This is a genomic window from Pedobacter sp. KBW06 (assembly GCF_003852525.1).
Lineage (GTDB): Bacteria > Bacteroidota > Bacteroidia > Sphingobacteriales > Sphingobacteriaceae > Pedobacter.
The window spans coordinates 771,730-797,820 of record NZ_QAJL01000005.1 but is presented as its reverse complement, the minus strand read 5'-3'; the positions used below and the strand labels follow the sequence as shown (position 1 = coordinate 797,820).

The following is a 26,091-nucleotide window of genomic DNA, read 5'->3' as shown; positions in this document are numbered from 1 at the left end:
CTTACCATTTCTATCTGCCCTGTGGTGGCCCTGTTTTTATCATAGCAAAGGTAAATGGTGTTTGTAGCAGGCTTATGGCTTTTCCAGATTTCTTTGAGTTCTCTTTTTTCTATCAATTCCCTTACCAGGTAATCGGAAGCGATGGTCAATCCGTGTCCTTTGCTGATGCCTTTGAGGATGGAATTGAAATCAGGAATGATGAAACGTGGTTTTATGGAAGGACGTTTTTTGAAATTCTCCAGCCAGAACCTCCGGATGATCGCCAGGTCGCTGCTATAGGCATACCAGTTTTGTTCACAGAGCCATTTCTCTGCTTTATCGGTCTCGCCATTGGCGATATGGGCATCAAATTCGGCTGTGTCCATCTCTGCATTGGCGACGAGCACAAAGTTTTCTTCTCTGATGGGTTCGTAAACAATGTCTTTTTCATCACTGCAATGTGTGGCGATGACAAAATAGAGCTTGCCTTTCCCCAGTTTCTCCATCAGGTTTTTAGTGAGCCCGAATTCGAAAACGAAATTTGCGGGTGCTTTGCTGATCTCCGGACTTAAAAGGGTGTAAAAAAACTCTTTAGGGGCACCAATACAGGTGAGGGGGATATTGGAAGAACGGATGTACCGGAACTCGGCCTCCACATTTTCCAGTTTCTCCATGGCCTCAATAATCTGGGTGTAAAACAGCTTCCCATAGTCTGTAGGTACCATTCTTCTTGGTTTCCGCTCAAATAGCTGCTTTCCGATATGTGCTTCCAGTGCAGAGAGGTGCTGACTCACATTGGGTTGAGAAATCAGGAGCTCCTGTGCCGCACCCGTTAAGGTGCCGGTATGATAGATCGCCTTAAATGTCCGGTACCATTCTAAATTTACCATTCCCAAAATTACAGATATTTAGGGTTCTTATCTATAATTATATTTATAGTAAACTATAAATCATGTTATTTCATTTATAGTTATAGAGAGATGACCTTTGTATTGACAATAGTCTAACAAGGAAATCATGAACAACAAAACAATAAAAGCCAGAACCGGAATGCCGCTTGCCCTCTGGGCTTTAACCATTAGTGCATTCGGGATCGGCACCACAGAGTTTGTCATCGTAGGCTTATTGCCCACGGTGGCCAACGATTTATCCATTTCTATTCCCTCGGCAGGATTGCTGGTCAGTTTTTACGCGATAGGGGTCGCAATTGGGGCCCCGGTTTTAACCGCTCTGACCAACAGGTTTCCCCGCAAGCCTTTGCTGATTTACCTGATGCTGCTTTTTGTTGCCGGCAATTTGCTGGCCGGAATCTCAACAGGTTTTATCCCACTGATACTGGCCAGGATCGTGACCGGATTTGCACACGGGGTCTTTTTCGCTGTTGGCGCCACCATTGCAGCCGCATTGGTACCTGCCGATAAGCGTGCCAGTGCCATCGCGATTATGTTCGCAGGTTTAACGGTAGCCATGGCGGTTGGCGTTCCCCTTGGCACCATGATCGGGCAGCATTTTGGCTGGCGTGCTACTTTTCTCGCTGTAGCAGGGCTTGGCCTGATCGGATTACTGGCCAACCTGATTTTGTTGCCCGGAAACATTAAAAATGAAGCGTCTGCGCCTATAAAAGAACAATTCGGGATCCTGGGCAATAAGAAATTATTGCTCGCCTTTCTGACCACCATATTTAATTATGGCGGGGTATTTCTCGTTTTTACCTATCTCTCTCCATTGTTAACGGAACTGACCGGGATGTCTAAGGACCTGGTCAACCTGATGTTGCTGGTCTACGGCGTGGCGATTGCTGTGGGCAATATCATTGGTGGAAAACTCGCCAATAAAATGCCGCTTAAGGCATTGTTGTGGATGTTGGTCTTACAGGCAATGGTGCTGCTGGTTTTTAGTTTTACGGTACACCATACTGTTCCGGCAGTGATCACTTTGTTTGTCGTAGGTGCCTTATCTTTTGGTACAGTTCCGGCATCTCAACTCTTTGTAGTTCAGACTGCAGAAAGAATAAACCCCTCTATGGCCAATGTCGCTTCGGCGTTTAATATCGCCTCCTTTAACGCAGGCGCTGCCCTGGGGGCTTATGCAGGCGGATGGGTGGTTTCTTCTACCTTAGGCTTAGCCGCAGCCCCATGGATGGGGGCGATTTTCGTTTTGTTTTCCATTGTACTCGTCTTGCTCAGTGCGAGGGAAGAAAAAGTGGCCATACCAAATTTAAGTGCCGTTAAAACAAGGGCTTCAGCAAGCCACTAAGGGCTTATTAAAATCAATTAACGAAAAATAGCGATGAACTTAATAACAATAAACAGGGCCCTGATCGGCAGCATTTTATATTCCATTCCTCTTCTGACAGAGGTACGGGCACAGGAAAAACAGTTTGAGCAGGATCGGCTGCAGAAAGTTGACGCCCTGATTCAGCGTCAGATCAGTGCAAAACACATTCCCGGTGCCACAGCATTGGTGCTGAAAAACCGCAAAGTAGTTTATGAGAAAGCATTTGGTTATGCAGATGTGGAAAGCAAAAGGAAGATGCAGACCGACGACATCTTCAGGATTGCTTCCCAATCCAAAGCCATCACCAGCCTTGGGGTAATGATGCTTTGGGAAGAAGGAAAGTTCCTGCTGGACGATCCCATTTCCAAATACATTCCGGCATTTAAGGCAGCAGCGGTATTGAAAGCTTATGATGCGCAGACAAAAACCTATACTACGGTTGCTGCGAAAAGGGAAATCACTGTACGTGACCTCCTGCGACATACCTCCGGAATTGCTTATCCTGCGATTTTCAGTGATCCAACGATGCAGAAGATCTACGAAGAGGCAGGCATTCCTTCCGGGATTGGGACTACTTCAGGTACCTTGAAAGAGAAAATGGAATTGCTGGGCAGACAGCCTTTACAGCATCACCCCGGCGAAGCATTTACCTATGGCCTCAATATTGATTTGCTGGGCTACCTCATTGAAATATGGAGCGGACAAGCGCTGGATGTCTTTATGGAAAACAGGATCTTCCGGCCTCTGGAAATGAAGGATACCTATTTTCACCTTCCATTGGAAAAGCAAAAACGACTGGTGAGCCTGTACGAAAGCACAGCAGATGATCAATTGGTTAAGGTCAGTCACCTTTTGTATGAGGGGGTTGATCCGGATTTCCCGAAACTTAAAGGCAGTTATCTGTCCGGAGGAGCAGGGTTAAGCTCAACTGCAAGGGATATGGCCAATTTCTACAGCCTCTACCTGAACAAAGGCTTATTTAAAGGCAAAAGGCTGATTGGCATGAAGACCATGGAGCTGATGCTGCAAAATCAGCTGGGAAATGAGGTCAGGATTTCGGCAATGCCCCCGCAACCGGAAAACTTTCAGTTTAGCCTGGCTGGTTTCGCATTGGAAACGGAGAAAAACGATTACCGTTCTCCCTTAAGCCCCGGTTCGTTTGGTTGGGGAGGTGCATTCAATACCCATGGATGGGCAGATCCAAAGGAAGGCCTGATTGCAATCCTGCTGACACAGGAATACCTTTCTCCCTATTTTAGTATCGGAGAAGAATTCCAGATTGCCCTTTATCAGGCCCTCAACAATTAAAAAGAAAGGCGACAGGAATGCTGAAAGAGCACTGTTATCTTTCTGACAGGAGCTTCCAGGTCATCAGGTCTTTCCTGATCTTTTTGAGCACCGCATTGGAAAGGACCCTGTTGAGGACAATCTTTGCACCTGCCCAGATCAGAAATTTACTGGTGCCACTGAGCTCCGCAACGTTTAACAGAATTGCCTGAATGCGTTCCTTCAGCTTCGATTTATACCGGTCGATGTCCTGGTCTTCGACAACCGGCCAGCTTTCTCCTGACTTAAACTTAAGCTGGGGGAAAGTGTAATCGGTCTTTTCAGCGAAGATGGGGATAATCTGATATCCTCCATCTTTGGTGGATTTAAACCGGTCGCGGTTGGCATTGGCATAACCTTCTTTGAAAATGACATTTTCTTCCAATGCACTTTCAGGTATGGTAAAATAATCCCTGAGGAAGATTTTGCAGTTGTGCCTGCCCAGAAAATAATCATGAACGCGGAACTCTTTGCTGAGGAATCCCCCGAAACCGTTTAAGCTGCCACAGGCGATGGCCATTTCACCGGTAACATGCTGTTCTCCTTCCGGGCCGTTCACGATTCTGGAAGGGGCTACAAGAAACTGGCCTGCGCAACTTTTACTTAAAGCGTCGGAGATTTCCAATGGTTTTGACCGCATCTGATTGATCATCGAGCTGAGCGTGAGGCCAAGGACATTCATCAGTTCCTGTAGTTTGGAGATTGGTTTAGGCTTCTGGCTTGGAAATGGATCAATCATCAATACCGTAGAAGTAAACCGATGGAAGTCGCGGTAATCTTTGGCTTCCTGTCCGGTGACTTCATAAAGCACATCACGCACCTTTTCGAAAGGTTCATTATTGATCAGTCCGCCGTCTACATTGAGCGTTTGGTAATTGCCCGGGGCGAGGGGATTATTGGTTAAATATTTTTTTAGCCAGAGGTTCGCATTGACATAGGACGCATCGCGGTTCAGGAGCCTGGATTTTAGTCCGACAGGGAAGGCCCCGGTTGCAATTGCAGCGTCCCGGGCCAGGTCAACATTGATGTCATCTTTGAGGTTCAGGGGCACCCAGCCGCCATTTGGACCAATGATCTCCCTTTCGGTGAGCTCAAAACAGGCATAGTCATTATGAATGGACATATGGTACTTTCTGGTTTGTGGCTTATCGGGACCAAAATCAGCGGTATAGCCGAAGCCTTCCAGGTTGGTCAGGGTACTGAAAATCTTCAGGCCCGGTTTGATGAAAGCAGGTAAAGGACGCCATTTGCTCCGGTCGGCTTCAGTGGCCACTACACGCGCTGCGATTTCATCTATAAATGCAGAATTCAACCCGGAAATCAGGCCCTGCTCTTTGATGTCGGAGGTGTCGAGCATTTTCTCTAAAACGTCGCCCTGACTCAGGTCTACCCAGGTATGGTAAAACTTGTTTTCCGGGTGTTCGGCAAGGATCTGCTCCCCGGGTTTATCAATCGGGATATGCAGGCTGTTCAGGACGGTAGAAGTCAGGATACTGGTCATCCCTCCGGCAGAAGCACCACCGATTACCGGGATTTGTACGGTGTGACTGGGAACGCCGGGCTCATTTTTTCTTTTTTCCCATTCGGCAAGGGCTTCTAACAGATAATCCATTACGCCGGCAGTATAAGCGCCTGCGGAGACTGCACCGGCCATACACAGGCCAACATAAAAGGTGTTTTCGTTTTTGTTTTCGGACAACATAGGGGGCTGATTTGTAAGTTGAAATTAAAGCTTAATTTCCATTGGTACCTATTTTTTCCTGTTCTTTATTGATAAATGTTCCCGGGGATTTATAAAGTCCGTTTATGGCTGATGAAGCAATCATGATCTTTTTTACCTGTTTGTGTCATCTCTGCGGTCATGGTGGTTTCAATTTGTCTTATATTAGGCCTTATGTTTGAGCTGCTCCGTAAAAATATTGAAAAACACCTTTCGATCTCCGATGCGGACTTTGAACAGTTTATCAAGCCATTTTATCACCGGAAAATCGCAAAGAAACAATTTCTCCTGCGGGCAGGGCAGATTTGCAAATTTGAAGGCTTTGTCATCAAAGGTTGTTTGAGGGTGTATTATCTGGACGAGCAAGGGCAGGAGCGGATTTTGTATTTTGCCATCGAGGACTGGTGGATCACCGATATCGACAGTTTTACGAACAATACCCCTTCTATCTTAAATATTGAAGCCCTGGAAGACAGCGAAGTGCTCCTGATTACGCAGCCTTATAAAGAAGCGTTGTATGCGCAAATTCCCATGGTGGAAAAGCTTTTTCGCATCATGACGCAGAAAACGCATGTCGCTTTGCAGAGAAGAATGATTTCTGCATTGGGAAAGACCGCCGATGAGCGCTATCTGGAGTTTGTAGAGAAATATCCGCAGCTGGAACAACGCCTCACACAATTACAGGTGGCTTCCTATCTGGGCATCTCCCATGAATTCCTCAGTAAGATCCGGAAAAAACTGGCTAAGCTGAGGTAATTTTCTTTTTTGAACTAGTTCAACTTTTTCCCTGTTCGGGTGTTCTAATTTTGCTGTCCTGATCATCAGCGCAGATGAACCCGATAGCAATGGTTCCATCTGCCTGTTAAAAACAAAAAAGCAAAAAGATGAAAGCAATTACATTGATCCCCGGGCTATCTATATTCCTTCTTTTTCAGGCCTGTGCCGGAAACAGCACTCCGCCAGTAGAAAAAAGCGATGCCACAGAGCCCCTGATCGGCAAGACGGCAAAGATTACGTATCCCGACTTTAGTGCGGAAGTTCAGTACTTAAACGACAGTACGGTGCATTGGAAAGCGGTTGATAAAACCGGAAAAATAAATGAGGGAATGGAACACATTTCCTACAAGCAACTCAACGGGCACCTTTATTTCTTAAACTGGATTGAAAAGGACGGATTGACCGTGAGCCAGGTCATCAATACCAAAGAGGGGGAAGTTGACGCTTTTCTAAGCTATAAAGACGACAAATCTTCCGCAGGAAGAGCAGCGCAGTTTCTAAAAGGAAAATTTGAATTTAACACTAAAAAATAATGAAACTCATATATGTGATGGATCCGCTTTGCGGATGGTGCTACGGGAATTACAGGAATACGCTGCAAACTGCCGAAAGGTATAAAGACCGCATTCCATTTGAAATTATTCCCGCAGGGATGTGGGCAGGGCAGAATGTGCGCAAACAAAGCAAACAAATGGCCGCGTATTTTATGAAGCATGATGAGCAAATTGCCAACCTTACCGGGACGGCTTTTGGAGCGGCTTATTTTAAGTTCATCGCTCAGGATGAAGTGGTATTGGACAGTGAGATCCCATCCAGGGCGATTCTGACGGTACAGCAGTTCTGGCCGGAAAAGAACGTTGCTTTTACCGCGGCAGTACAAAAAGAACGGTATTTCTATGGCAAAGACCTGAACCTGGACCTGACATATCAGGAAATGCTGGATGGTCTGGGAATTGAAAAGGACCTGTTTTTCAAACATTTTCATAGTCCGGAAATGAAAGCGGCCACTCAGGAGGCTTTTGCAAAAGCGGCAGATTATGCCATGTCTTATCCAACCTTATTATTGGATACCGGATCGGAAATCTTGCTCATCGAACAGGGATATTCTTCCCTGGAAGAGATCTTCAGTCGCATTGAAACGAGTTTAGTTAAATAATGATCTGTCAGCAATGAAAAAACAACCATACACTATACTTTCAACAACCATTTTATTCTTTTTAATCCTGTTAAACATGAATGCAACAGCACAAACATTTAAAGCGATTGATGCTGGTCCGTTAAAACTTAACGTGTACCATGCCGCCGAGACCAGCTTCGGTGTCGCCTCAGTGATCATTAGTGGGGAAACCGATGCGATATTGGTGGATGCTCAGTTTACCTTACCGGATGCCAGAAAGGTGGCGGAAGAAATCAAAGCCAGCGGTAAAACATTAAAGGCCATTTTTGTGAGCTATGGCGATCCTGACTTTTATTTCGGACTGGAAGTCTTCAAAAGCTATTTCCCGGGAGTAACGGTGTATGCGACTGAAACTACAGTGGAGCACATTAAAGAGACTGCCCAGAAGAAACTGGAGGTATGGGGACCACAGTTAGGGGAGAACGGCACAAAGAACGTGGTATTGCCACAGGTATTAAAAGGAAACAGCCTGGATCTGGAAGGCAATAAGCTGGAGGTTGTTGGTGTGGAAGGTGCCCCACAACGGACTTTTGTCTGGATTCCTTCGATCAAGGCCGTGGTTGGCGGAATCAACATCTTTGGAACAGGTTTTCATTTATGGCTTGCAGATGATGCTACGGCAGAGAAACGTCAGGAATGGTTAAAGGCCCTCGATAAAATTGAGTCCCTGAAACCGGCCATCATTATTCCTGCACACCACAGAGATGGCGCTGCTTTAAATATTGAGTCGCTGAAATACAACCGGGCTTACCTCAAGGCCTATGCAGAAGAGCTGGGGAAAGTGAAAACTTCCGGAGAACTGATTGACGCGATGAAAAAGCGCTACCCGGACGCTACATTCGAAATTGCATTGCAGCTCGGTGCAAAAGTGAATACCGGAGAAATGAAATGGTAAGTTTTTTTTCCTAGCTTCACTCGCATTATATAAGACGGCTCCAGGCGCCCTGATAAAGGGGCCCTGGAGCTGTCCTGCGAAAATAGATTTAGCTGGATATGAAAAAATATATTGCCCTCTCTCTTATTATTTTAACGCTTGGATGTTCAAGCGAACAAACAGATCAGGTCTTGCTCGAAAAAGACCGTTTATCATTGGTTAAAAGCCTTACTTCTGATAAAATAATCGTGTGGAAGTTCGGGAAAATCGGATTGCGTTCGGCAGGAGTACAGGATACCACGATGCCGCAATATCAGCAGCACCTCAAGGAATTACAATCTGTATCCGGCAACCTTTCCAAAATGTCTGCCGGACAAAAGGACATTCCGGTTACGGATATGATCCTCATGTACCGGGATTACCGCCGGATTAAAAACTTTATCATAGAGACTGACGAGGATATTTTTCCACCCGTGCTCGATGGCGTAACCGCAGTCTACGGGTCGCCGGGGGAGAAGCAAAGTTTTATGCAAAATATTGCGAAGCGCTCTGAGGCGGATAAAGTTTACCAGCAAAACCTGGAGCATGCGGTTTTAAGCGTACTCGTTTTGGCCACCAGAGATTTAGGGGCAGAAGTTTCATTGTATGAATGCAGTAAGACACAACCGGATAAGTTACCGGACAGTGAAATGAAAACTTTGCTTCAGTATGTTCGCGGTTTTCTGTTCTTCTCCAATAAGTTTTACTATTTATCAGAAGATGAGATCAGCAGCAACATCAAATGGCTGGAGAAAAATAAAGATGTAGACCTTCCTTATACCAGGGCCTTTTTTAACTGGGGCAAGCTCAATAATGAGCAAACACATACGGCCTTTCATGGGCTGAACCATCTTTTCAGAGGCTTTGACCGGCTGATGATGGAAAGGGCAGTGGACGAGGAAAGGGCGCTGGATGATTTTGAATCCTTTCTGGCAGATGCCCATAAACTCGGCATCCAGAATGAAGCGGTTTGGAGCATAGAAAGCTTTGTCTACATAAAAAGAGGTAAAAATGAGCAGGCCATTGCTTCGCTTGGCAAGCTTAAAACCAGCGCTTTGCTGAGCGATACGGAGAAGGCTTCGGTTCAGGAGTCGATCAATTATCTGAAAGCACGTGAGCCCGATGCTAAACTGAATGGGGTATACGATAAGTTTTTCATCAGTAAGATTGCCACGAGGTACGTAATGGCAACTTTGGCAAAGGTAGACTGGGAAAAGCTGTTAAAAGAGCATAAGGTGAGTCATGCTGAAGAAATTCTTGCCACCATTGCCCAGTTTAAAGCCATCAGTGCCGGTATGCAAAAGATGACGAGTACAGAGACGATTGCCGATCAGGGGAAATCCTTAAAAGAAAAAGGAGGAAAAATTTTAGATAAAGTAACAGACTTTATTAAATAGCATTGTTCTTTTTATTCAGAATTACAATCGCAATCATTTTGTTCATCTTGCTGGTATCCTTGTGTTTAAAAGAGAAAAACACAAAGGAATGGTTAATTTGGATTTAACCTGTTGATGGTGATGTGGTATACTGAAATATAATTAAAGTATTTTTCGTTTTTAGGGTTGGAATGCCGACAGGTTTATTGTGAATGATTTTTTACCATTAAAATAAATCAGCATGTCTCAGCAAAGATCATCCCTTAAAAAAGCGGCTATTGAGCGTTCCGGTCTGTCATTTCTGCCATGGAGCGTGGGAGAAAAATACGGAATGGAAGAATGTCTGGTCTCCTTATTTGAAAGACAGGTCCATCGCTGTCCGAAAAATCCGGCGGTGTTTTTTGGTGCAGACTGGCTCAGTTATAAAGAGCTGGATGATCACAGCAATCAGGTTGCAAACTATCTTTTAGAGCATGGAACAGGCCAGGGACAGTTGGTGCCTGTCTGGATGGATAGGTCGATCGAATGGCTGGTTGCTGTTCTGGGAATTTTAAAAGCAGGTGCGGCATATGTTCCTGTTGATCCTGCCTGTCCGTTTAAAACTGCTGCATTTATCATTAAAGATACTCAGGCGAGGTTGGTCATTAGCAACCGAAATTGTGGTTCAGGTTTGGCCGCCGGCAAGGAAAAGAAATTGCTTTTCCTCGATGATCTTTCCGTTTTAAGGGAATATCCAACCGAGTCAGCAACGATATCCCCGGATGAAAACTCTTTGGCATATGTGATGTATACTTCCGGACCTGCCGGCATCCCCAAGGGCCATAGCGTAGTGCATGAATTTATTCTGCATCAGCTGACCAGGCATAACCATAAATTCGACCTGGACGAAAACTGCAGGCTCAGCCTGGTGGCAGATCTCGACGTTGAGGTCTCCGTTTGGGAAATCTGGTCGGCATTGGCTTGCGGCGGTTCTCTTCACATTGCGAAGGAGGAAGAAAGGAGGGATGCCATTTCTTTACTGAACTTTTTTAGCCTCCATCAGATCACCCATGGTTATGTGCCTTCTGTGCTTCTGCCTTCCATAATTGCCCATAGTAAGGTTCAGGAAGGCTTAAATTTTAAGTATTTGTTTACGGGTGATGAACAGTTAAAACCGGTGCTAAGCTGTTTTAGATATCTTGATATATCGATGTCATAATATGAAGATGGAGATCAGCCTACACTGTTCCCGGATATTTTCCTGGAACAGCGATGACATTACTGATCTGCTTTAATGTTTGTAAAAACGTGCTTCCTCCAGATCCAGGTTGTTTTCCATATCCCTGAGCACCTCATCATCATAGGTTTTGGTTGCCCTCAGCTTATTTAATTCTTTCCTTCTGAAGGTAGTGAGGTCCAGCATGATCTTTTTATACAGTTTTCGTACGGAAGCGACCTGTTGTTTTTGTTCGGCAACCGTTTGTTCTGTGGCCCTGATGCTGCGCTCCATTTGCTCTTTGATCCTCCGGATGGTTTCAAAATCAGCCATTTCTTTACTGTATTTGTTGTCCAGGTATAAAACAGCTTCCTTAGCCAACAGGAGATGAATGGCTTCTTTTTGCTGATCAAAGGGAACATTGTCGTCTATTTCTTCCACTTTCAGCAGTTTAAGGAAAATGGGTAATGTCAATCCCTGAAACACCAGGGTAATCAGGATGACGATAAAAGTGATGAACAAGATCAGGTTCCGGTGCGGAAATGCTTCTCCGTTGCTTAAGGTCAGTGGAATCGCCAGCGCCGAAGCCAGGGAAACCACGCCACGCATGCCTGCCCAGCCAATAATAAACGGAAGTTTCAGGCCCGGGCTCTTTTCACGTTTCCTGATTTTTGGGCTTAACCTTGGAATAAAGGTAACCAGGTATACCAGGATGATCCTGGCGATGATCACAATTGCACTGATGATCAGGGCATAATTAATGGCTTCATCGATAGAATAACCTTCCAGGCCTTTCACAATGACCGGGAGTTCCAGGCCAATGAGGATAAACACAAATCCATTGAGCAGGAATCCAACAGTAGCCCATACTTCTTTGGTTTGCAGACGGGTATGGTAGTTTAAGAAATCGTTGGAGCGGAAAGAGAGAAACAGACCACCACTTACTACGGCTAAAACCCCCGACCAATGGAATTGCTCTGCCACGATATACATCAGGTATGGGGCGATCAGGGTAATGGGGGTCGTAATGCTGGACGATTTTGCCCAATAGCGAAGTACGAGGTAAAGGATATGGGCTATCGCCAGTCCGACGATGACACCCATCACTGCAAGGATAATAAAATCTGTTGCTGCTTTTTGAAATACAAATTGTCCGGTAATGATACAGGCCAATGCAAAGCGGAATACCGTTAATGAGGCTGCATCGTTGACCAGACTTTCGCCTTCCAGCATCGTTAATCCACGTTTTGGCATGTCTACGCCTTTTAACACCGAGGTTGCCGCTACGGCATCCGGAGGAGAAATGATTCCACCAAGCAGGAAACCCAATGCGAGGGTAAAACCAGGAATAATGCTGGCCGAGAAATAAGCAATGGCAAGGGAAGTAATGAGTACCAGCCCGAAGCCGAGTAAGAGTATGGATCTTTTCCATTTCCAGAATTCATTCCAGGAAGTGTACCAGGCTGCTTCAAACAGCAGGGGAGGGAGAAAAATAAGAAATACAATGTCGGGATTAATATTTATTGGGGGAATGCCGGGAATAAAACTGATGCCCAGACCACCGATCACCAGGAAAATGGGGTAAGAGATTTTCCATCGTTGGCTCAGCAGGTAAAGGAGTGCCATTGCAAAAAATAAAGCAAGGATCAGGAGGAGGTTCGCATGTATCATTTCGCAAAGTTAAAAAATCACTTCCTTTCTCCAACTTGTTGCCGCCACATCGCATAGTACAGACCTTTTTGCTCCAGCAGTTCTTCATGGGAACCGGCTTCAGAGATCATTCCTTTTTCCAGCACATAGATCACATCGGCATGCATGATCGTGGAAAGTCGGTGGGCAATGACAATGGTGATGCGATCTTTGCTCATGGAAAGGTCGCGGATGGTGCTGGTAATTTCTTCTTCGGTGAGGGAATCCAATGCAGAAGTGGCTTCATCAAAAATGAGCAGCCTTGGATTTCTCAGTAAAGCACGGGCAATGGAGATCCGTTGTTTTTCCCCTCCGGATAATTTCAGGCCACCTTCGCCGAGCAGGGTATTGATCCCTTTCTCCGATTTGGCCAGGAGGTTGGTGCAGGAAGCCTTTTCCAGGGCAGTCATCAGTTCCTCATCCGTGGCGGTTCCTTTTACAAATAATAAGTTCTCTTTGATCGTGCCGGCAAACAACTGGGTATCCTGGGTCACAAACCCAATCTGGCGGCGCAGTTCATTATAGCTGATCTCTTTGGCATTGAATTCATTAAAGAGAATGGAACCGGATACCGGTCTGTACAATCCAACCAGGAGTTTTACCAGGGTCGATTTCCCGGATCCGGAAGGCCCCACAAAGGCGATGGTTTCTCCACTATTGACATGGAAGGAGATGTTGTCTATGGCATTTGTCTGTGCTGTTTTATGGCGAAAAACGACCTGATCAAATGATAAGTTTTTCAAGGGGCCTGTCTTTTTTGGGGAGTCTGGTTTGCGTTCAATGGGTTTTCGCATCAGCAGATCGAAGTTGTGAACAGAGGCTTCTACTTCGCGATAGCTTAAAATGATGTTTCCAAGGTCTTGTAAAGGGCCGAAAATAGAAGTAGAAATGAATTGCATGGTGATCAGCTCTCCGGTGCTGAGTTTATTGCGGAAGATTAGCCACAGCAAGATAAATAAAATGGATTGTTTCAGTAGGTTCAGTGTGGTGCCCTGTAGGAAGGAAAGTGTCCGGACCCGCTTGGTTTTCATCATTTCCAGGTCGTAAATCTTTTGGGTCTGGATTTTTAACCTGCGGATCTCGGGGAAGGTAAGGCCCAGGCTCTTGACCAGCTCTATATTGCGGAGTGATTCTGTGATTACTCCCGCCATTTTATTGGTTTCCTTGTTAATGGAACGCTGTACGGTTTTGATTTTTTTACTCAACAGGCCGGTGAGCGATCCGAGTACGAGAATGCCAATGATAAAGACCGGGACCAGCATCCAGTTTTTGGTAATGGAATACCAGATGAGAAAGCCCATTCCTACAAGGGAAGAAAAGAGAATGTTAATGAAGGCATTGATGAAGCGTTCTGTATCTGTTTTTACTTTTTGCAGGATGGACAGGGTTTCTCCGCTATGGCTTTCCTCAAATTCCTGAAAGGAGAGGCGTAATGTTTGTTTCAGGCCGTCGTTGAAGATCTGCATTCCGAACTGCTGAACGGCAAGCCGGGTATAATATTCCTGAAAAGCTTTGGCAATTCTGGCGGCAATGGCAATCCCTATCGCGATACTCAGCCAGTACAGGACTCCTTTTACCAAAACCTCCTGACTTTTATTGCCTGGATTGCTAGCATATTCATCAATGATTTTTCCAAAGATGATGGGATCGGTAAGGCTTAACAATTGGGCTATTGCGGCAAGGAAGAGGGCCAGAACCACCCACCATTTTTGTTCTTTAAAATATTTCCAAAGGATCGGCATAGCGGAGGGTTTAAGTCAAAATACGAATTATTGTGCCAATAAAAAAGCCTGAGCGGATGCTGTTGGCTCCGTTCAGGCTTTGTGCTTTAAGATTTTAAAGCAGTTTATGAGGATTAACCGTTATTGGTTACGCTAAGGATCACTTCTATGTTTCCCCTTGTGGCGTTAGAGTAAGGGCATATCTGGTGTGCTTTTGCGACCAGTTCTTCCGCTTGCTGCTGATCTACTCCCGGGATATTTACCGCCATTTTAACCGCCAGGCCAAATCCGCCGGCATCGTTCTGTCCGATGCTCACTTCTGCAGTTACGGTAGTGATTCCTGTGGTCATTTTTCCGGTTTTGATCACCAGGTTCAGGGCGCTGTCAAAGCAGGCTGAATATCCGGCAGCAAACAATTGTTCCGGATTGGTATAGCCATCCTGTGCGCCACCCAATGCTTTTGGCATGCGTACTTCAAGGTCTAATACACCATCTGAGCTTTTAACTTGTCCGTTTCTTCCGCCTGTTGCTGTAGCTGCGGCTGTATACAATACTTTCATTTGATCTGTTTTTTAAAGGATTAATAAAGGGGTTCTATTTATTGGTAGTCGTTACTGATAAGATTTGTTTTAACTGGTCGCGCAGTTGAAACAGCTGCGCGTCATCTGTTTCCAGGGCATTTTTAATCGCCTCCGGAATGCTCAGGGCCTGTTGCTTCAATGCAGTTCCCTGAGCGGAAATCCGGATGTTGACCACCCTTTCGTCTGCTTCGGAGCGGTTTCTGCTCAAGAGTCCGTTCTCTTCCATGCGTTTTAACAATGGGGTCAGGGTGCCACTGTCCAGCCATAATAATTTACCCAGCTGTTTTACGCTGAGGGTTTCGTGTTCCCAAAGTGCCAGCATCACCAGATATTGAGGGTAGGTGAGTTCAAGTGCTTCCAGATGAGGCCGGTATAGGGCTGTGATTTGCCTGGATAAGGCATAGACGGGGAAACATAACTGGTTTTCAAGTTTTAAACTTTCCATTGCTGTTGATTTGATTTTGTAAAATTAGGTTGTGCACAATGTAATTCCTAGTGATATTGATATCCTGACTTTTTTATGAGAATAGGGACCCACTTATAGAAAATAGCCGATGCAGGAAACCAGGCGCAGAAGGATGAGTATTTATTTACATACATAAGAATACTATGTATGTAAACAAATACTATATTTGAGTATGGCAATCAGTAATGAATTATTCAAAGGAACGCTACAAACGATTATTCTCAACCTTTTATCTGAGAATGACCGCATGTATGGCTACGAAATTACCCAGAAGGTGAAGTCCATCACGCAGGGAGAGTTATTGCTTAAAGAAGGGGCGCTATATCCTGCACTCCATAAACTGGAAGCAGCCGGGTTACTGGAAACTTCAACGGAAGTGGTAGACAACAGGCTGAGAAAATACTATGCGCTGTCTCAGGATGGAAAAGCAGAAGTCGTTAATAAATTGCAGGAAGCCAGGGATTTTATTCAAAACCTACAATTATTGCTCAACCTTAAACCCTCGTATTAGATGAAACTAAGCAAAGAACAATCAGAAGAAGTAAGCCGGTATATCTTTAGGCTGACCAGATATAAAGAGACTTATGATGAAATGCAGGACCATGTACTGAGTATGCTGGAAGAAAAGGAAGAACCATTTGATTTCCGTCTGCTCCCTGAGCTTGTAAATGACACTTTTGGCGGGCATGAGCAGATCCGAATGAATGAAGGCATTTGCCTGGAACAACTCAACCTAAGCGCTGGCAGAACATTAATGGAAGAAATATCCTGCAAACTTAAAACGTTCAAATCGTTTGACAATATTTCATTGCTGTTGTTATGTTTGTTGTTTTATTTTGAAACAACAAACGGTATATTTAATTCCGTTTATTTGGTCTACTCGATTTTTCTTGTCGCGTTTTACCCAATTCTGGTCTACCTATATAGAATTGGTTTTGTAAATAGAAGTTTAGTCAAACCATCGATGAAAAATGTATTTTTACTTAAGATTGGATTGTATGGCTGTTTCCTTAGCGTCGTATTTTACCTGTTATTTTTAAGCCAGCAGAGCCTTTTTGAAATTACCAATCATACAAGAATAGTCATTTGCCTGGTTTTGTACTATTTCAGCAGTGTTTACATCAGGTCTTTCCATACATTTTATAAGAAAAAAATCAAGGTATTTGCTTAGTAATGATTGAAAGGGTTATTTTCCTGCAACATTTCAATTGTAAGCTTGTCTTGTAGAAAGATAAGCATTCAAATCCATGACAAAGCAATATCGATTTCTTCTGATCATCCCATTAATAAGCCTATACTTTTTTGTTAGCGCACAGGAAACCCAAAACCTTTCCTATATCCGGGAGGAAGTGATGATCAGGATGCGTGACGGTGCAAGGCTTCATACCATAATCTACCGTCCTGAGGTGATGACCGAAAATTTGCCTTTTTTACTGAGCCGTACGCCTTATGGCGCTGATCAGTTTATAGCACCTGGTAAAAATGATTATATAATGTCTATGGCTCAGGAAGGATATATCTTCGTGAATCAGGATATCCGCGGCCGGTACAAATCGGAAGGGAAGTATGTGATGATGCGGCCAGCTCATCCTAAAGACAGCAGGGAAATTGATGAGTCTACTGATGCTTATGATACGATCGACTGGCTGTTAAAAAATATAAAGAACAACAATGGGAGCGTAGGCATGTATGGTACTTCTTACGACGGATGGACTGCAATCATGGGGACCGTAAAACCACACCCGGCGCTGGCAGCCGTTTCTGAGCAGGCCTCTCCGGCAGATATGTATCTGGGAGATGACTTTCATCACAACGGGGCTTTCAGATTGAGCTATGGATTTGAATATGTATTTAGTCAGGAAGCCGCCAAAACGGATACGGCCTTTTCATTTCCGGTTTATGACACCTATGACTGGTATTTGAAATTAGGTCCCTTGTCTAATATCAATGACAAATACCTGCATCATCAGCTCCCGACATGGAATAATTTTGTACAACATCCGGATTATGATGCTTTCTGGCAAAAACAAGCTCTGGCAAATCAGCTGGACAGTTCACATGTGCAGGTGATGAATGTTGCCGGATGGTGGGATCAGGAGGATTTTTATGGCCCGCTAAAGATCTATGAAACACTGGAGCATAAAGGAGCGGGTAAGAAAAATACCATCGTTATCGGTCCCTGGAATCATGGGCAATGGGCCTATTGGGCAGGTGATCGTCTGGGAAATATAAAATTCGGCAGCGCTACCAGTGATAAATTCCGCAGAGAAATTCAGGCGCCCTGGTTTGCTTATCATCTGAAAAGAAAAGGGGATGGCCGGTTTCCAAAAGCCATCACTTACCAAACTGGAAGTAATACCTGGAAAACATATTCAGAATGGCCTACAGCTGATGTGACCACCAGGGACATTTACCTTCATACCGGCGGAAAGCTCTCCTTTGAAAGACCTCAGGAAGCTGCAGCGCCATATGTTGCTTACCTGTCCGATCCGGCACATCCGGTTCCTTACCGGCCCCGGCCTATCGAAGCGACTTTTCAGCGGGGGTCGCGCTGGAGTTCATGGCTGACTGAAGACCAGCGTTTTGTGAAAGACAGGCCTGATGTGGTCAGCTTTGAAACAGAACCACTTGGGACAGACCTTACCGTGTCGGGAAAGATATTGGCAAACCTATATGCGGCTACTTCGGGAACAGATGCAGACTGGATTGTTAAGCTGATTGACGTTTATCCTGAGGATTACAAGGACGAGCCAGCGATGGGAGGCTATGAACTGATGATCGCGAGCGAAATTCTAAGAGGCAGGTACCGCAATGGCTTTCAACACCCCCAGGCCATTGTACCATATAAAGTAGCGCGGTACCCGATCGATCTTCATCAAATTAACCATGTTTTTAAAAAGGGGCATAAAATAATGGTGCAGGTTCAAAGCAGCTGGTTTCCGCTATACGACCGCAATCCCCAGCGCTTTGTTCCTAATATTTTTAAGGCAAGAGCAGATGATTATCAAAAAGCAACACAAAGGATCTATACTTCTGAACAATATCCTTCCAGTATCAGATTGTCCGTTGCAGAATGATGGTTAACATCAACTTTTGTCATCCTTGTATCAGCATTTCATTATTCTGAACTTTGAAATAATCCTTTTCATTTCCCTTTCGTCATATAGCTAAATTGATAGATATGAAAACTTCATGGTTTAAATCGCTGATCATTGCAGGGGCAATTGTGCTGATGAGCGGAGCTACAGTTAACACTGTTTTTGCCCAAAGACATGGTGGAGGAAGAGGGGGCCATGGTTTCTCCAGGGGAGGGGGCTCTTTCAGGCCTTCAACAGGGCATGCATTCCGGGGAGGCTATATTGGCAGCAGGTCTGCACGTATTTACAGACCTGGTTTTGGAATTTACAGAAGACCATTTTACGGGTATCGCAGTTATTACAGGCCTTACCTAGGACTTAGGATTAATGTATTGCCATTCGGATATTATCCTTTCTTCTTTGGACCGGATCAGTTCTATTATTCCGGCGGATTATTCTACAGGGAATATGACAATACCTATAAAGTAGTTGTTCCTCCGGTAGGTGCCGAAGTACCGAGTATCCCTTCCGATGCGAAAGAAGTTCAGATCAACGGACAAACCTATTATGAATACAAAGGGGTATACTACAGCATTGCGGAAAAAGCCGATGGGAAATCTGTGTATGTGGTGGCCGGAAAAGATGGGGTCTTGAATACAGATTCCAATAGTTCAGATCCTAAGGATCGTGGTGTTCAGGTGGGCGATGTGGTAGATACCTTACCTGAGAGTTCCAGAGAAGTCTTTATCAAAGGAGAAAGATATTATGTGACTGATGCCGGCGTGTATTATGAAGAAGTGGTGAATGGGGGTAAAATAACCTATAAAGTGATTGGACTGGATAATTCGGGTCTTTAATGGCTGAATCATATTTTTCATGGTGCCTGAGGCTCATCATCAGCAACACTTAACTTTAGTAATTCTATATAGGGATCACCGTTGATTCCCAAAGCTTTTGCGAATGCAGGTTCCGTTTTCATGCCTTGTTCTTTTAAATGAACAATTAATGTTCTGAACGCCTCTCCCTGACTGATCAGGAACCTGTATTCTACCAGCATATGGAGGTAAGCATTTTGCTTTCTGGTTGGTTTGTTCTGCCCGAAAATCTCTACCGGCCAGTTGTTGATGTGGAAGTTGGCGACAACAGAGTGGACTTCGTTGATGCGCCTTTCTTTCAGTTTGAAGCCCGCGTATCCGGAAAAATGATGTTCCAGCTGTGCTTTAAAATGTTGTACATCTTCATAACAGCAAATCACATCAAGGTCGCTGCTGGCGATTGCAATATCAATAGGAATAGTTCCCGCAAGAATTGGATCAAAGCTTTTTAACTTTTCCAATACCTGCTGCGTTTTCAGCGTATGATAGGCATCCTGCTGTCTTAGGGTACCATTGGCAAGATGGTCGATGGAATCAAATTTTTTCATGATCAGGGAAGTTCATTCTTGAATTCTTCAAATCGTTCGGGGTTGATGAGTTTGAAGTTTTTCTTTAAATCTGCCATTTCATAATCCGAAGCAACGATCACAAAATCAGGTGTTTGACGGAGGTTGAACTCCGGAAGGCACCCTTTGAGTCTCAGTGCAACCCCGGCAATTGCTTTTTTTGCAAGGCTGGATTTGTTTTGCATTTCCGTTTCCTGATTGTACAATTCAAAGAGGTTCCTGCTTTCCTGATCCATTTCCAGTTCATGGTCTATGCGGTAATCTGCGGGGTTCCATATCAGCCATTTGGCCCTTTTACCATGTTCAGTAAGCCATTTTTTACGTTCTTCTTCCGTTCCCATGGCAAGCGAAGGAGGGAAGAGTGCTTCGTTCCCATAATTGAGGTAAATGCAAAACAATTCTTCCTGTGGTTTGTGCAAAAAAAGGTTCTTTTTGATCAGTTCAAAGAGTTTTTCCATGACGAGCTCCGTCAATTGCGGGAACGTGATTTTTTGATCTGCCTTTCTATAGTAAAAATGTGTGCCTTCATTAATTGTGCTTAAGATGCCAAACTGATCGTAGTTGTATTCAAATGTCCGGTCTTCAGGAACATAATCAGCCTCCGGCGAGGTCTTCATGAGCTTTTTAGTCAGTTTACCCTGGTCATAATGGTAATCACAGGCATGCCAGCCATCGGCTGTGAGCTGAACATGATGCCTTAACTGTGTATCCTCATAGTGGTATACCGTTAAATTATGGAGTTTTTTGTCTTCCCAGTAATCAAAATAATAAGTTTCAATTTTGTTGCTTTCTCTGTGGTAAAAAGTCTCATAATAGAGTTCTCTTTTGAGGCCGGTATATTCACGGATCAGGATCACTTCATTTAAGTGGTTTACACCATAATGGAATTTATTGGATTTGTCGGCGGGTTCTTCCTTTAATTTCTTTGCTTTTTTATACCGGTGCTCTTCGAAGTAGAAGGGCTCAAGGCTATGCAGGATATCTGCCGCCCAGAACCAGAAATCCACCTTGTTTTCCGTTTCCTTTTTGATACTGTGGTAGGCTTTCTTTATTTCCGAAAATTGATTTTGAAGATGATCAGTCATGGTGCTTTTCTCTAAGGGCATGATCAGTTGTGAACTGATCGGGATAACGTTGCAATTTAAGCTTTATCTGAGTTTTTTATTGTTTTCATCTTTACCTTTTAATAAATCCCGGACATCCACTACTGCATAAGTCTTCTTAGACATTTTTGCCATGAATAAAAAATCTTCAGCGAAGGTGATAAAGGTTTTCTTTAGACTTTCCTTATACTTCAGGTCGCTTTTTCTGACCTTGACTTTGATCTCTTCAGGTATAGAATCACCGAGATTATAGTCCCAGAATTTTTTAATAAATAGTGTATTGTTTCCAATTTTTTTGAAACCATTTACTTCTTCCGTACCATCATATACCTCTCTGTCAGGGGAAAATTTTTGATCAAGAAGAGGATAGTAATTGCCGTTTTTTCTAACTTTTGCTGAGTCGACAATGGCTTTTAACGTTGTTTTAAGATTGACCTCGAATGCTTTGTCGCATACGATAAAGGAATCAATCAAAACATAGCTGTCCATGGTGAAGGACCCGGGGAACCTATATTCCGTTCCTCCTTCGTTCTCGTATTTTATTGCGACCACCACAAAATCCTTTTTTGCCAGGTTTAGGATTCCTTCCGTATCCCTTAGAAAGAAGTCCTGAGGCTTTGAATTGTTGACCGTAAAAACATGTTTTTTGAATGGCGACAATAAAATTGTATCAATCGGTTTATTCGTCACCAGCGTATCTCTTTCGTCAAAAATAATGGTGTTTGGACCTGCACTGACATCGCTGATTACCGTTACTTTTAATGGCTTTTTACAAGCGCACAACAATATAATCAATAGGTACAGGTAATTTTTCATGGAGCGCATTGGTGTTCGGTATTTAATATAAAAACGAAGATACGTTTTGTTTCCTCCGGGCAAAGAGAAATTTTATGATGAGGGGGAATTGAATTTTTCCTTAAGGGCAATTTTATGTCTTTTCTGATTTCTGGAATGGAAGACTTCCGGTTTCCCCGGGTAATAATTTCATGATCTTTCTGGAACAAGGGATTCTGGCTCAATTTCTGCGACGATTCCGGATCTGCCTTTACATGAATTCTTTCGGTCCTTTCGGGGGCAAATTATTATGGATATAAGTACTTTCAACGCATTTAAGAGTCGCAATTACCGATTGTATTTTACCGGGCAATCCGTGTCCCTGATTGGGACCTGGATGCAAAAAACGGCAGTCAGCTGGGTGATCTATGAGAAAACCCATTCTAACTTTATGCTTGGACTGACACTCTTTGCCAGCTTATTCCCATCTTTTGTGTTCTCTTTTCTGGGTGGGGTAGCCGCAGACCGTTATAACCGCTATAAGCTCTTACTGCTCACTCAGGTCGCTTCGATGCTGCAGGCGGTGCTTTTGACCTTGCTGATTTTTTTTAAGGACTATTCTGTTTGGGAGATCATTGCTTTAAGTGCCATGCTCGGCATCATCAATGCTTTTGATGTGCCGGCAAGACAATCTCTTGTTTATGAAATGGTAGAAAATAAGGCCGACCTGCCCAATGCACTGGCTTTGAATTCTTCTATGGTGAACCTTTCCCGGCTGATCGGGCCGGGACTGGCCGGACTGGCCCTGGAGAAATTTGGGGAAGACATTTGTTTTGGGCTAAATGCCTTCAGTTTTATCGCTGTAATCGGTTCCTTACTGATGATGCGCCTGCCGAAATTTATAGCGACACCTCATCCAAAGAACATTTTTGGAGAACTTAAAGAGGGTTTTCAATACATCAGAAAGACACCCTCCATCTTTTATGTGCTCCTCATGCTGGCATTGATCAGCCTTTTTGTCTTGCCATTCAGCACCCTGATTCCGGTGTATGCGAAGGACATCTTCAAAGGCACGGCATCTACATTTGGGGTGATCGACAGTGTAATTGGGCTCGGTGCTTTTTCCGGTGCAATTTTTCTGGCCTCTCTTAAACCCGGCAGAAACCTGAGGAGAATCCTGGCGATCAGCACCCTGGTGTTTGGTGCCGGGCTGGTTTTGTTTTCACACAGTACTTATTATCCGGTTGCACTGGTCTTCGCCGCAATATCAGGCTTCGGCATGATGTCGCAGATCACGATCAGCAATACCCTCATACAAACGACGGTAGATCCGGCGATGCGGGGAAGGGTGATCAGCTTTTATGCGATGGCATTTTTTGGAATGCAGCCTTTAGGCGGACTGCTGATCGGAACTCTGTCTCAATTGATCGGAACACCTGATACCGTGATGATCCAGGGCTTTATAGCCTTGCTGATCGGCTTTTTGCTTTTCCGTTTTCTCCGCAAAGCGAAAGAAAAGCGGAGCCCTTCCTCCATCACTAATTAAGATGCCTTGCATCGCTTTTAATCGTTTTTAAAAAGGATATCACGCTTGTATTTTTGTCTTAAATAAAGCACAAATCATGATGGAAAAGAAATATCCGCTCCCCCCGTTTACCCTTGAAACAGCGATTCAAAAGGTTCAGCTTGCCGAAGACGCCTGGAATTCGCAGGACCCTCAACGCATTTCTCTGGCGTATTCTTTAGATACCGAATGGAGGAACCGCGATACGTTTGTGAACGGGCGTACAGCAGTTCAGGAATTCCTGAAAGGGAAATGGGAAAAAGAGCTGAATTATAAGCTGAAAAAAGAATTGTGGGCGTATACCGGCAACAGAATTGCCGTGCGCTTTGAATATGAATGGCAGGATCAGCAGGGGCAATGGTTCAGGGCCTATGGAAACGAAAATTGGGAGTTTAATGAAGAGGGCTTAATGGAAAAACGTTATGCCAGCATTAATGACCTCCCAATTGACGAATCTGAGCGTCGGTTGTAAATTTGCCGGTTGTAAATTTAATTCCGGTTTCCAGTCTTTGCCTGGCGCACAGACTGGTTTTCCTTCCCGTTAAAACGATAGACAAAACTCAGGCGGTATCTTGCGGCATTGGGGCTGCTGACCTGGTTCAATACATAATTTGCCCCCCTGGTGGAGGTATTTGTCTTCCTGCTGTTGAGCACATTGGTCCCATCGAACACGAGCGTACCTTTATTTTTCAATAGATTTTTACTCAGTCCCAGGTCTATGAAATGGATCGCACTGGTCCGGCTTTGTGCATTACTTTGTACTCCCGTAAAATTATATCGTCCCTGAAAGGCCAATTGTGCAGGGAGCTTGAGCTGTGCGCCCAGTCTCGCAGTGGAAGCCCCGGCAGAGAAATTGAAATCCTGTGCGCCGAATGCTCCGGCCTGTTCAAAACGATAAATGTTCAGTTCCAGGTTTAGCGAAAGCGTTTTAACCGGATTGTAAAGTATGCTCAGTTCCGCACCGCGCCTGATTTCCTGGTCAATATTGACTGCGGAACTGATAAAAACGCCATTTGAATTTCTATAAGTATAATCCTGTATCGGGCTTTTAATGTATTGATAATAGAGGGAGGGATTAAAGGTCAGTGTTCCCCATTTTTGTAAGAAGCTGAATTCAAATACATTGGCATAGGATGGGTTCAGATCGGGGTTGCCGACAAATTGCGCATTGAAATCCGTAAGTTCATTAAAAGGGTATAAAAGATATAGAGAAGGCCGGTTGATGCGTTTGCTATAGCTCAGCTGTAAAGCAGAACCGGCTTTAAACTCGTAACTGGCATGAAGGGTTGGAAACAGGCGGAGGTAATTTTTTTTATTGTTAAACTCGTTTCCAAGATCTTCAATCGTGATTTTTGTGGCTTCAGCACGTAAACCGATCAAATAAGAAAACTTCTTGATTTTACTGCTAAACTGGGTATAGGCACTTCCGATCAGTTCATTATAATCCATTTTGTTGTCAATTCCATCTATGATGCGCCAGGAATTTTCCCGCTGTTCTTCTGCTTTAAAATCGCTGCTCACCAATCTCTTTTCCAGTTTTACTCCCAGTTCAAGATTGGATCGGGTACTTAGCGGCTGTACAAAATCGGTTTGCAAAAGAAAATCTTTGCTGGCACCTACGGAAGATGTCCTGATCGGAGCAGCCGTTGCCATCACCGGCGACAGCTTAATGGTGCTCAGCGCCCAGTTTTTATCGCTGTTCCAGAAATCGTATTGCATGTCTACCGTCAGTTTTTTTCCGGCATCCTTAAAGGTTCTGGTATAGTTAAATTCCAGCTGATTGTAATTTCTGGACTCCCTGGACTCTCCATTACGCCGAATTGTACTGTCTTTAGCAAGGGAATTGCTGAACCCGTAATTTAAAATTGTTTTATCGTGGTCTTTGGTCGCATTTCTGAGGAATGCTGCGGTAATGGTGTTTTGAGCACTGATAAAATAATCTGCGCCAAGGTAGAACAGCTTCCCTTTATCATTCCGGTCTTCGTCCTGTACCTGATTCAGGTATGCCCGTTTCCCCTGGTCTGTTATGGTTTGTTTAGTCTGGTAAAGGCCTTTGTAATCAGTGTTTCTAATCCCAAAAGTAGAAAACAGATTGACCTTGTCCGACTTATAATTCAAGCTTGGGTTGATCCTGGAATCATTGGGAAGACCGGCAACAAGCCTGGCCTGCCCGTTAAACCCGGCATTCTTATTTTTCTTCAGAATGATGTTGATGATCCCTGCCGAGCCTGCGGCATCATACCTGGAAGAGGGGTTGGTGATGACTTCGATTCTTTCGATATGATCAGCAGGAATCTGCTCCAGTGCATTGCCCTGTGTAAGTCCGGAGCGCCGGCCGTTAATGAGGACAAATACATTGCTGTTCCCCCTCAGGCTCAATGTTCCGGAAGGGCTTACCGCAACGGAAGGGACACTGTTCAACAATTCCGTCAGGGAGCCACTTTGCAGCAAAACGTCTTTTCCGACTTCGAATATTTTTTTATCCAGCTTTAAGCTGAGTGTAGATTTTTCGCCGGTGACCGATACTTCCTTTAACAGGTTTTTGTCTTCTTCTAAAGATAAGGTGCCGAGCTCCGCCGAGCTTTGAGCTGCAGTCAGGCTAACAGATTTTATCAATGGCTGATAGCCCATAAACCTGAATTCTATGTTAAAGGTGCCCAAGGGAAGCTCATCAATTTTAAAGAATCCTTTTTCGTCGCTCATTGCAACGGCGACAGATTTTGCAGCCTGGTCTTTAATGCTGATGGTTACATAGGCGATGGAAAGTTTGCTGGAATGGTCTGTTAAACGGCCGTTGATGATCCCTTTATTTTTTTCTGGGGAGAGGGGCTGTGCAGCGGCGTTGAAACAAAGCAATACAAAAAGGAAAAAGAGTCTTATGTTCATGGTTTTGCAGGATATATGCTGCAAGATTAACCTCCCGGATGCTTTCTTT

23 protein-coding genes and 1 pseudogene are annotated in these 26,091 nt (G+C 44.4%); 14 read left to right on the top strand and 10 right to left on the bottom strand.

All coding sequences use genetic code 11. The features are described 5' to 3' along the window. Positions 1–50 precede the first annotated feature (50 nt). Positions 51–869, bottom strand: a pseudogene (locus DBR43_RS29435) (LysR family transcriptional regulator); the annotation flags it as partial. Between the two features lie 127 nt (positions 870–996). Between DBR43_RS29435 and DBR43_RS29430 the strand changes: the two are divergent. After that, the gene (locus DBR43_RS29430) at positions 997–2,235 is read left to right on the top strand and encodes an MFS transporter (protein ID WP_199757159.1); all 1,239 of its coding nucleotides are present in this window, start codon (positions 997–999) and stop codon (positions 2,233–2,235) included. A 33-nt stretch (positions 2,236–2,268) separates the two neighbouring features. Then, the gene (locus DBR43_RS29425; protein WP_124586887.1) at positions 2,269–3,564 is read left to right on the top strand and encodes a serine hydrolase domain-containing protein; all 1,296 of its coding nucleotides are present in this window, start codon (positions 2,269–2,271) and stop codon (positions 3,562–3,564) included. A gap of 34 nt (positions 3,565–3,598) precedes the next feature. Here the strand turns inward: DBR43_RS29425 and DBR43_RS29420 are convergent, their stop codons facing one another. Further along, entirely contained in the window at positions 3,599–5,284 is a 1,686-nt protein-coding gene (locus DBR43_RS29420; RefSeq protein ID WP_124586886.1) for a patatin-like phospholipase family protein, read from the bottom strand. Positions 5,285–5,476: 192 nt separating this feature from the next. Here DBR43_RS29420 and DBR43_RS29415 point away from each other — a divergent pair, with 192 nt between their 5' ends. The 6 genes from DBR43_RS29415 to DBR43_RS29390 all read left to right on the top strand — a co-directional run bounded on the left by DBR43_RS29415 (position 5,477) and on the right by DBR43_RS29390 (position 10,743). After that, positions 5,477–6,058, top strand: coding sequence for a Crp/Fnr family transcriptional regulator (locus DBR43_RS29415; protein WP_124586885.1), 582 nt, complete (start codon positions 5,477–5,479; stop codon positions 6,056–6,058). A gap of 128 nt (positions 6,059–6,186) precedes the next feature. Continuing rightward, positions 6,187–6,612 (top strand): MoaF-related domain-containing protein, encoded by a 426-nt coding sequence (locus tag DBR43_RS29410; RefSeq protein ID WP_124586884.1) that lies wholly within the window; start codon positions 6,187–6,189, stop codon positions 6,610–6,612. Further along, positions 6,612–7,235 carry a DsbA family protein gene (locus DBR43_RS29405; protein WP_199757158.1) on the top strand — a complete coding sequence of 208 codons (624 nt, stop codon included), beginning with the start codon at positions 6,612–6,614 and terminating at the stop codon, positions 7,233–7,235. The genes DBR43_RS29410 and DBR43_RS29405 overlap by 1 nt, the downstream gene beginning before the upstream one ends. 13 nt (positions 7,236–7,248) lie before the next feature. Then, a complete protein-coding gene (locus DBR43_RS29400; RefSeq protein ID WP_124586883.1) occupies positions 7,249–8,151 on the top strand; it encodes an MBL fold metallo-hydrolase in 903 nt (300 codons plus the stop codon). A gap of 98 nt (positions 8,152–8,249) precedes the next feature. Then, positions 8,250–9,566 carry a short-chain dehydrogenase gene (locus DBR43_RS29395; protein WP_124586882.1) on the top strand — a complete coding sequence of 439 codons (1,317 nt, stop codon included), beginning with the start codon at positions 8,250–8,252 and terminating at the stop codon, positions 9,564–9,566. A 220-nt stretch (positions 9,567–9,786) separates the two neighbouring features. Then, positions 9,787–10,743, top strand: coding sequence for an AMP-binding protein (locus DBR43_RS29390; RefSeq protein WP_124586881.1), 957 nt, complete (start codon positions 9,787–9,789; stop codon positions 10,741–10,743). 72 nt (positions 10,744–10,815) lie between these two features. On the opposite strand, the gene DBR43_RS29385 is transcribed toward DBR43_RS29390, so the two are convergent. From DBR43_RS29385 to DBR43_RS29370, 4 genes are all read right to left on the bottom strand, one after another. Next, on the bottom strand, positions 10,816–12,411 hold the full coding sequence (locus tag DBR43_RS29385; protein ID WP_124586880.1) for a Na+/H+ antiporter: 1,596 nt from the start codon (positions 12,409–12,411) through the stop codon (positions 10,816–10,818). 17 nt (positions 12,412–12,428) lie between these two features. Next, positions 12,429–14,171: an ABC transporter ATP-binding protein gene (locus DBR43_RS29380; RefSeq protein ID WP_124586879.1), complete on the bottom strand. Its 1,743-nt coding sequence runs from the start codon at positions 14,169–14,171 to the stop codon at positions 12,429–12,431. A 113-nt stretch (positions 14,172–14,284) separates the two neighbouring features. Then, a complete protein-coding gene (locus DBR43_RS29375; protein WP_124586878.1) occupies positions 14,285–14,710 on the bottom strand; it encodes an organic hydroperoxide resistance protein in 426 nt (141 codons plus the stop codon). 34 nt (positions 14,711–14,744) lie between these two features. Then, positions 14,745–15,176 carry a MarR family winged helix-turn-helix transcriptional regulator gene (locus tag DBR43_RS29370; RefSeq protein ID WP_124586877.1) on the bottom strand — a complete coding sequence of 144 codons (432 nt, stop codon included), beginning with the start codon at positions 15,174–15,176 and terminating at the stop codon, positions 14,745–14,747. Between the two features lie 193 nt (positions 15,177–15,369). On the opposite strand from DBR43_RS29370, the gene DBR43_RS29365 reads away from it, so the two are divergent. The 4 genes from DBR43_RS29365 to DBR43_RS29350 all read left to right on the top strand — a co-directional run bounded on the left by DBR43_RS29365 (position 15,370) and on the right by DBR43_RS29350 (position 19,131). Next, complete coding sequence (locus DBR43_RS29365; protein ID WP_233603266.1) at positions 15,370–15,708, top strand: PadR family transcriptional regulator; 339 nt, start codon at positions 15,370–15,372, stop codon at positions 15,706–15,708. Further along, positions 15,709–16,368 carry a hypothetical protein gene (locus tag DBR43_RS29360; protein WP_124586876.1) on the top strand — a complete coding sequence of 220 codons (660 nt, stop codon included), beginning with the start codon at positions 15,709–15,711 and terminating at the stop codon, positions 16,366–16,368. It begins immediately after the preceding gene. A gap of 76 nt (positions 16,369–16,444) precedes the next feature. Next, a complete protein-coding gene (locus tag DBR43_RS29355) occupies positions 16,445–18,274 on the top strand; it encodes a CocE/NonD family hydrolase (RefSeq protein ID WP_124586875.1) in 1,830 nt (609 codons plus the stop codon). Positions 18,275–18,378: 104 nt separating this feature from the next. Next, positions 18,379–19,131: a DUF6515 family protein gene (locus DBR43_RS29350; RefSeq protein ID WP_233603265.1), complete on the top strand. Its 753-nt coding sequence runs from the start codon at positions 18,379–18,381 to the stop codon at positions 19,129–19,131. Between the two features lie 17 nt (positions 19,132–19,148). Here DBR43_RS29350 and DBR43_RS29345 read toward each other — a convergent pair whose 3' ends face one another. Genes DBR43_RS29345 through DBR43_RS29335 form a run of 3 tightly spaced genes read right to left on the bottom strand, consistent with a single transcriptional unit; the run spans position 19,149 to position 21,634 of the window. Continuing rightward, on the bottom strand, positions 19,149–19,697 hold the full coding sequence (locus tag DBR43_RS29345; protein ID WP_124586874.1) for a DUF4269 domain-containing protein: 549 nt from the start codon (positions 19,695–19,697) through the stop codon (positions 19,149–19,151). Between the two features lie 2 nt (positions 19,698–19,699). Beyond that, the gene (locus DBR43_RS29340) at positions 19,700–20,821 is read right to left on the bottom strand and encodes a hypothetical protein (RefSeq protein ID WP_124586873.1); all 1,122 of its coding nucleotides are present in this window, start codon (positions 20,819–20,821) and stop codon (positions 19,700–19,702) included. Positions 20,822–20,863: 42 nt separating this feature from the next. Continuing rightward, a complete protein-coding gene (locus tag DBR43_RS29335) occupies positions 20,864–21,634 on the bottom strand; it encodes a hypothetical protein (protein ID WP_124586872.1) in 771 nt (256 codons plus the stop codon). Positions 21,635–21,902: 268 nt separating this feature from the next. Between DBR43_RS29335 and DBR43_RS29330 the strand changes: the two genes are divergently transcribed. Both DBR43_RS29330 and DBR43_RS29325 read left to right on the top strand, forming a co-directional pair. Further along, a complete protein-coding gene (locus tag DBR43_RS29330; protein WP_124586871.1) occupies positions 21,903–23,138 on the top strand; it encodes an MFS transporter in 1,236 nt (411 codons plus the stop codon). Positions 23,139–23,214: 76 nt separating this feature from the next. Beyond that, positions 23,215–23,628 carry a DUF1348 family protein gene (locus DBR43_RS29325; RefSeq protein ID WP_233603263.1) on the top strand — a complete coding sequence of 138 codons (414 nt, stop codon included), beginning with the start codon at positions 23,215–23,217 and terminating at the stop codon, positions 23,626–23,628. Positions 23,629–23,645: 17 nt separating this feature from the next. Here DBR43_RS29325 and DBR43_RS29320 read toward each other — a convergent pair whose 3' ends face one another. Then, the gene (locus DBR43_RS29320; RefSeq protein ID WP_124586870.1) at positions 23,646–26,042 is read right to left on the bottom strand and encodes a TonB-dependent receptor domain-containing protein; all 2,397 of its coding nucleotides are present in this window, start codon (positions 26,040–26,042) and stop codon (positions 23,646–23,648) included. Positions 26,043–26,091: the final 49 nt, after the last annotated feature.

Coding starts and splice junctions, on each gene's coding strand:
- DBR43_RS29430 (WP_199757159.1), top strand. CDS start 997: ATGAACAACAAAACAATAAAAGCCAGAACCGGAATGCCGCTTGCCCTC.
- DBR43_RS29425 (WP_124586887.1), top strand. CDS start 2,269: ATGAACTTAATAACAATAAACAGGGCCCTGATCGGCAGCATTTTATAT.
- DBR43_RS29420 (WP_124586886.1), bottom strand. CDS start 5,284: ATGTTGTCCGAAAACAAAAACGAAAACACCTTTTATGTTGGCCTGTGT.
- DBR43_RS29415 (WP_124586885.1), top strand. CDS start 5,477: ATGTTTGAGCTGCTCCGTAAAAATATTGAAAAACACCTTTCGATCTCC.
- DBR43_RS29410 (WP_124586884.1), top strand. CDS start 6,187: ATGAAAGCAATTACATTGATCCCCGGGCTATCTATATTCCTTCTTTTT.
- DBR43_RS29405 (WP_199757158.1), top strand. CDS start 6,612: ATGAAACTCATATATGTGATGGATCCGCTTTGCGGATGGTGCTACGGG.
- DBR43_RS29400 (WP_124586883.1), top strand. CDS start 7,249: ATGAAAAAACAACCATACACTATACTTTCAACAACCATTTTATTCTTT.
- DBR43_RS29395 (WP_124586882.1), top strand. CDS start 8,250: ATGAAAAAATATATTGCCCTCTCTCTTATTATTTTAACGCTTGGATGT.
- DBR43_RS29390 (WP_124586881.1), top strand. CDS start 9,787: ATGTCTCAGCAAAGATCATCCCTTAAAAAAGCGGCTATTGAGCGTTCC.
- DBR43_RS29385 (WP_124586880.1), bottom strand. CDS start 12,411: ATGATACATGCGAACCTCCTCCTGATCCTTGCTTTATTTTTTGCAATG.
- DBR43_RS29380 (WP_124586879.1), bottom strand. CDS start 14,171: ATGCCGATCCTTTGGAAATATTTTAAAGAACAAAAATGGTGGGTGGTT.
- DBR43_RS29375 (WP_124586878.1), bottom strand. CDS start 14,710: ATGAAAGTATTGTATACAGCCGCAGCTACAGCAACAGGCGGAAGAAAC.
- DBR43_RS29370 (WP_124586877.1), bottom strand. CDS start 15,176: ATGGAAAGTTTAAAACTTGAAAACCAGTTATGTTTCCCCGTCTATGCC.
- DBR43_RS29365 (WP_233603266.1), top strand. CDS start 15,370: ATGGCAATCAGTAATGAATTATTCAAAGGAACGCTACAAACGATTATT.
- DBR43_RS29360 (WP_124586876.1), top strand. CDS start 15,709: ATGAAACTAAGCAAAGAACAATCAGAAGAAGTAAGCCGGTATATCTTT.
- DBR43_RS29355 (WP_124586875.1), top strand. CDS start 16,445: ATGACAAAGCAATATCGATTTCTTCTGATCATCCCATTAATAAGCCTA.
- DBR43_RS29350 (WP_233603265.1), top strand. CDS start 18,379: ATGAAAACTTCATGGTTTAAATCGCTGATCATTGCAGGGGCAATTGTG.
- DBR43_RS29345 (WP_124586874.1), bottom strand. CDS start 19,697: ATGAAAAAATTTGATTCCATCGACCATCTTGCCAATGGTACCCTAAGA.
- DBR43_RS29340 (WP_124586873.1), bottom strand. CDS start 20,821: ATGCCCTTAGAGAAAAGCACCATGACTGATCATCTTCAAAATCAATTT.
- DBR43_RS29335 (WP_124586872.1), bottom strand. CDS start 21,634: ATGAAAAATTACCTGTACCTATTGATTATATTGTTGTGCGCTTGTAAA.
- DBR43_RS29330 (WP_124586871.1), top strand. CDS start 21,903: ATGGATATAAGTACTTTCAACGCATTTAAGAGTCGCAATTACCGATTG.
- DBR43_RS29325 (WP_233603263.1), top strand. CDS start 23,215: ATGATGGAAAAGAAATATCCGCTCCCCCCGTTTACCCTTGAAACAGCG.
- DBR43_RS29320 (WP_124586870.1), bottom strand. CDS start 26,042: ATGAACATAAGACTCTTTTTCCTTTTTGTATTGCTTTGTTTCAACGCC.